Origin of the sequence: Sulfurihydrogenibium sp. (genome assembly GCF_027448985.1) — a bacterium.
GTDB lineage: Bacteria > Aquificota > Aquificia > Aquificales > Hydrogenothermaceae > Sulfurihydrogenibium.
The window spans coordinates 1-5,903 of the sequence record NZ_DAIDMN010000081.1; the positions used below are offsets into that span (position 1 = coordinate 1).

At 33.2% G+C, this 5,903-nt stretch carries 4 protein-coding genes; 1 reads left to right on the top strand and 3 read right to left on the bottom strand.

What is annotated here, in order from left to right; genetic code table 11:
* Positions 1–1,310 (bottom strand): amino acid permease (locus NE054_RS06795; RefSeq protein WP_297890053.1); only part of this gene is annotated, 1,310 nt, incomplete at its 3' end.
* A 58-nt stretch (positions 1,311–1,368) separates the two neighbouring features.
* Between NE054_RS06795 and NE054_RS06800 the strand changes: the two genes are divergently transcribed.
* Complete coding sequence (locus NE054_RS06800) at positions 1,369–2,538, top strand: hypothetical protein (protein ID WP_297890054.1); 1,170 nt, start codon at positions 1,369–1,371, stop codon at positions 2,536–2,538.
* Here the strand turns inward: NE054_RS06800 and NE054_RS06805 are convergent.
* On the bottom strand, positions 2,527–4,227 hold the full coding sequence (locus tag NE054_RS06805; RefSeq protein WP_297890055.1) for a hypothetical protein: 1,701 nt from the start codon (positions 4,225–4,227) through the stop codon (positions 2,527–2,529). The genes NE054_RS06800 and NE054_RS06805 overlap by 12 nt on opposite strands.
* Positions 4,228–4,283: 56 nt before the next feature.
* On the bottom strand, positions 4,284–5,903 hold a 1,620-nt coding region (locus NE054_RS06810), incomplete at its 5' end, for an alkaline phosphatase PhoX (RefSeq protein ID WP_297890056.1).

Below are 5,903 nucleotides of genomic sequence, written 5' to 3' on the forward strand. Positions count from 1 at the left end.
ACAAAAAATCTTAACCATGTATCAAGAGGAAGTCCTGCCATAATGAATAGTAAGAACAGTAGATTTAAAGGTAAAAGTAGGTTTGCAGCCGGAACTTTAAATAAAGGTTTTATATCCGGATTGTTTCTAATTACGATTGCTGCAACGCCAACCATAAAGTACGCAAACAATGTTCCTATGTTTACCATCTCTGCAAGAAGTTTTAAAGGTAAAAATCCGGCTAAAACAGATAAAAACAATCCACCTAAAATAGACGCTTTATAAGGAGTGTTGAATTTTGGATGGATTTGGGCAAATGTTTTAAAAAATAGCCCATCTCTTGCCAAAGAGTATAAAACTCTTGTAAACCCAAGACCCATAACTATCATGACACTTGTTATTGTTATAACTGCACCAATAGATATAAAATCTGCAACCCATTTTTCATTTAGCTGGTACATTGCGTAAGCTAAAGAATCCGGTTTTCCATCGTAGGAGTAATAAGGTAAAACCCCAACTAAAACAAAGGATACAGCGATGTAAAGAACGGTACTTATTCCAAGAGCCAAAATTAAACCTTTTGGTAATGTTTTTTGGGGGTCTTTTGTTTCTTCCGCCAACGTAGAGACAGCATCAAACCCAAGGTAAGCAAACACGATTAAAGAAGCAGCCGACCACACACCTTGCCAACCAAAAGGTAAAAAGTTAGATGTTATATTTTCCAGTTTTACATACTTAATACCGACAAAGATAAAAACAACAAGGATAGTTATTTTTAAAAGAACTATAAAAAAGTTAACCTTTGCACTTTCTTTTATACCGATGGTTAAAAGTGCAAAAACTCCAATTATCCCAATGAATGCAAAAAGGTCTAAAACTGTACCTTTTGACGGGTCAAACGCTCCTGTTAGTTCCACAGGCAAAGTAAATCCTAAATTTTTTTCTAAAAATGTCCTTAAATATCCGGACCATCCTGTTGCAACAGCTGCGGCTGCAACACCATACTCAAGTAGAATATTCCAAGCTACAAGCCAAGCTATTATCTCTCCTAAGGTTGCATACGTATAACTGTAAGCACTTCCGGAAACTGGAAAAGCTGAACTAAACTCTGCATACACTAAAGCTGTTATACCTATTGCAATTGCAGATAGGATAAAAGACAGCACGATTGCAGGTCCTGCGTAAGTGGCAGCTGCTTGACCTGTTATGACAAATATTCCGGCTCCTATGATTCCCCCAACACCTATAAAAACCAAGTCCCACAAACCAAGACTTCTTTTTAACTTTGTATTTACCTCCTGATAATTTCTTTTTCTAAAAAACTCTCTCATCTCAACCTCCGTTTTTATTATATGCTAAAATTTTAACATAACTTAAAGGAGGCTTTAGTTGATTAAAGAAAGAGAAAACTGGCTCATAATACTTTTTGCTTCTGCTTATTTGTCTATTTCTGTTTTTACCGGCTTTATAATTCTTTTTTTAATTTACGAAATTTATAAAATTGCAAAAAGAGATTTAAAAATAAACGGTGAACTAAAAATACCTTTATTTATGATAATCACACCTTCTGTTTTATCAACTACTATATACGGAGGATTAAAGGAACTTCCCGGTGCTCTAAATCAAACATTTTTCAACATCACCTACTTTGCAAAAGACTTATTTAAGCCTTCAGAGAAACTTTTTTACAAACTAAATTTAACAATAGTTATTTTTTGTAGTATAGAAGCTGTCGTTACCGTTTTTAACTACTATAGAGGTTTGGAAAAACCTATTTGGGGTGGAGTTTTTGAGATTGGTATAGTTTTTTCTCTTGGAAGTTTATCTGCTTTTGTGATGTTTTTGATTGAAAGAGAAAAGTTTAAAAAGGTTGTTTATCTGCTTCTTTTTTTAGTTTTTACATTTTTGGTTTTTTACACCGGAAAAAGAAACCCAATACTTGGAATATTTTTCTCATATTTAGTTTTGTTTTTTATCTTACTTAAAATGTCTGAGTTAGGTAAAAAAGTAATCTATGGTTTATCCGGATTGTTTTTGGTGATTGTTGTTGTTGGGACTTATATTGCCGTTGAAAAGTTCCCAAAGTATAAACTGTTGTTTGATGCTGTTTTTATTGGAAGACAGCTTACGGAAGCTGAAATTAACGAATTTTCCAGTGCAAGATGGGAGATAGGGAAAAAGGGTTTAGAAGTAATCAAAAAGGATATAGAAAATAAAAACTTTTTACCTCTTTTGATAGGACACGGTTACAATGCAGGACAGAGGTTAGACCCTCCTTCTCCGGTAGGAAGGTCTTACGAATCTGTATTTTTTATATCAGAAACGATAAATATAGGTTTGATAGGACTATTAGGACTTTTGTATTTGATGTTTAGATATTTTAGGTTCGTCCTTAGGATAAGGTTAAAAAATATTCATCAGGCTGTTGGACTACCATTTTTGGTTTTTCCAACCTACTATTTGGTTGGAGGAATTTTTAGTGGTATATGGGACGCTATACTACCATTGTATTTTCTTATGTTTGGTATAGCTGAAAATTATTATAAATCAGTAAATTAAATCTACTATTCCGGTTGTTTGCTTGGGTTTTACCTGTTTGTGAACTGTTTTATCTAAAGATATTGCATCAAACATGTTTCCGTATCTATATTTCTGATTTTTTACTACCCACAAGTATGCTTTATTTAGCAATAATGCCCTTTCTTTAGATGGGTAGAGTAATAAAGATATATCGTTATGAAGTTTTTTTATCATCTCCTCTTTTAAACTACCATCCTGATTGAAGAATCTACTTTCCACTTCTTTATTTGTTCTAAACTCGTTTCCGGATTTGTTGTTTTTTAAATAAAATGTATATTCATACTGTTTTCCAAATTTTTTGTATTCGGCAACAGGTTCCGGAACATTTTTAAGGTAGGTATTGTTCCAGTATCCAAAAGCAAATTTTCTAGAGAAAGAGAAAATAGAATCCGTAGTTGCACCTATTGTGTCATGACAGCCCATACAGGATGTTAACTCTTGAGTAGTTTGAGGTCTTAAATTTCCATTTTTATCTTCTATATAGCCACTATATCTCCATCCATACATATTTTTTAAACCTTTTTCAAAATTACCTGGGAATCCTTCTAAAGGAGGAAGACCGTTAGGGTCTTGATTAAAGTTTGGATGAGTTTCTAAATATTTTTTATCTATCATGTATTTAATTTCGGACGTTGAGAAAAACTCTTCCTTGTAAGCGTACCTTACCTCTTTGATTCTCGGTGATAACTTTATGTTTCCGCTATCATCGAAATCTATGTACCTAACTGTATGAATAAATTCTGTTCCTACCGGAAATAGTCCAGGTTCTATTTTGATTTTATTTTGAGATTGAAGTTCTCTTGCCTTACCAATAAATTTAAGGTCTAAACTAAACTTTATTCTGTTTGTTTTAGACAATTTCCCATCTTTGTCTAAATCTACTCCAAATTTTGTTTCATCTACCGTGTAATCCAATTCTACATCTTGTTGTTTAACAATCGTTTCAAGAATCGATATGTTAATTTTGTAGACTTCTTTGTTAAAATTTCCATTGTTATCTAACCTAAATTCTTGAGGTAATCTTATTAGAACGTCATCGGTTGAGCCGTTAGTTGGCCAAAAGGTTCCCAAAAATGAATAGTACTTGTAAGCAACCCATCCTGTGTAAGAGTTAGTTTTAGGATTGATGTCAAAACCGTCGTTGTCAAAGTTAAAATAACAATCTGGAACATATCCTAACCAATCTCTGGGCATCACTTTTTGAAGTTTGATTTCTCCGTCTGTATCAAAGTAGTTAGACTGTCTGATATAATTTAGTATTTGATCATCAGAAATTGAATTTATAAAATCTGTTTTATCTATAAAAAGGTTCTTGTATGGGTTTATTAGCATTTTTTCCGGAAAATCGTAAGATTCTTGTAAATCCACATCATTCCAAAAGTTAGGAGGTTTTCCTTGAGTATGACAAGTATAACAAGGGTTATGAACAGTTCCATTTTCATCTTCAGTTTTTGTATAACACTGAGGAGGTATGTAAGCTCCCGGAATTTCAATATTGGTAAAACTGATGTTGTTTTCCTTTTCAATGTTCTCTAGAAAAGCTGCTTTTGATAAAACATTACTTGATGAATTTGATGATGAGCTTCCATCACAACTATGTAAAAATGCAACATAAATTCCTAAATAAGAAAGCGTAACTAATCCACTTATAAGATAATTTTTAACCATGGTTTTTCCCTTTTTATTACTCAATTAAAAAAAGGGGGAAGACCCCCCGTTACATTTTAATGTGTTAACTTTAATAAGTCTTTTGGAATACCTAATATAAATCCTAAAACACCCTTTCTTTTATCTTTATTTTGGTCTAAATACGTTTGATTAGAAACTACGCCATCTGCATTATAAGATTTATCAACAAAAGGATGTTGTATGTTTAAAGTCATGATATATTTATCTCCTATTTGATCATGGGCAAATACACCTGCAACTTCCGTACCTGTTGGTACCCACATGACTCTCGTTAATTTTTTATCTTTTACGTTATAAGCCCATACCATGTTGTTTATATGTTTTGACGTATCTTCCCCTATAAGTAAAGTGTTAAGGCCTATATACTTTAAGTTATCCGGATTTGCTATATAATCTGGATGACATGACCATTTACTTCCATACTTTTGATAATCTGGGTCATTGGAGTTTTTATTTATTGGTTTACCAACTAATATAGCCTGCATTTTTGTTGCGTTGTAATTTGAATCTAAAACTAATTGATAAACTGCACCACAGCTGTTTTCTGGTAGTTGTATGTCTCCAGATGTGTCTGCCATACCTTTTTCTATTTCAGTTATGGCAAAGTATAATACATTATTATCCGGATCATAAGCTAAGCCTTCACCTTTTCTAAATTCAATAGATGCACCTAAGTAAGCTGCATACTTTCTTGTTTCTAAAAATGCTGCTGCTTTTTTTACCTCGTCATCTGTTGCAAACTTGGAAGATCTATTGGAACCAGTTTTTAATCTTAGACATTCTTGTATACCATCTTCTTTTATAAGTTTGTAATCCGCTGGACAAGAAGTTGGATTTTCTAAATCAAAAATATCCGTTAACAAAGGTTTTTTATCTATGATGGTTTTTATATCTTTATCACATCCTTTACCAAGTTCTATCCAGCTTACATCAAAAGTTCCTCCGTTATCTGCTGAAAGTTGTTTTACCTTCGCTGCGTACAGTGTTCCACACCAGTTGTCATTAAAACTGTTTTGTGGGTTGTCCAGTACTAACTTATACAAACCTTTGTCACTTCCATCATCTGACATGTATAAAGTTTTTTTATCTGGCATTACTACAGCTAATTCCGGTGTGTATTTACCAGTTACGTAATGTTTTGCAACTTTCCACTGTCCGTTAACATATCCAACTTCTACGTTATACCCATAGTTGTACAGGTTGAATTTTTGTCCTAAGTATCCGTTGTTTTCATTTATGTTTGTATCTTTAAGGTATCTTTGAACACTTCCCACATATTGACAAAAAGAATTTGGTTTTCCATTATTATCGTTTCCTGTAAAGTATCCATCCGTTCCTTTTTCACATTTTACAAAACTTGGATTTTTTCCATTTGCTGATACAGAGTATATACTGTTTAAGCTGTAATCCTCCTCCCCACCAAGGTGTGTGTTCCAAGGTGTTAGAGAGCCTGCACAGTTTATAATAGTTCCACCTACTGAGCTAAAGTCAATAGGGGTTATACTTTTAGCCTTAAGTGTGTTTGGGTCTATTTCTGCAGCGTAAATCATTCCTGGTGGTTCTTCGAAATGGGTTAGTACAAAGTACTTTCCATCGTTTGTTTTTATGATAGAGTTAGCATCCGGATTCCAAGAAATTTCACCTGTTGAATAAGT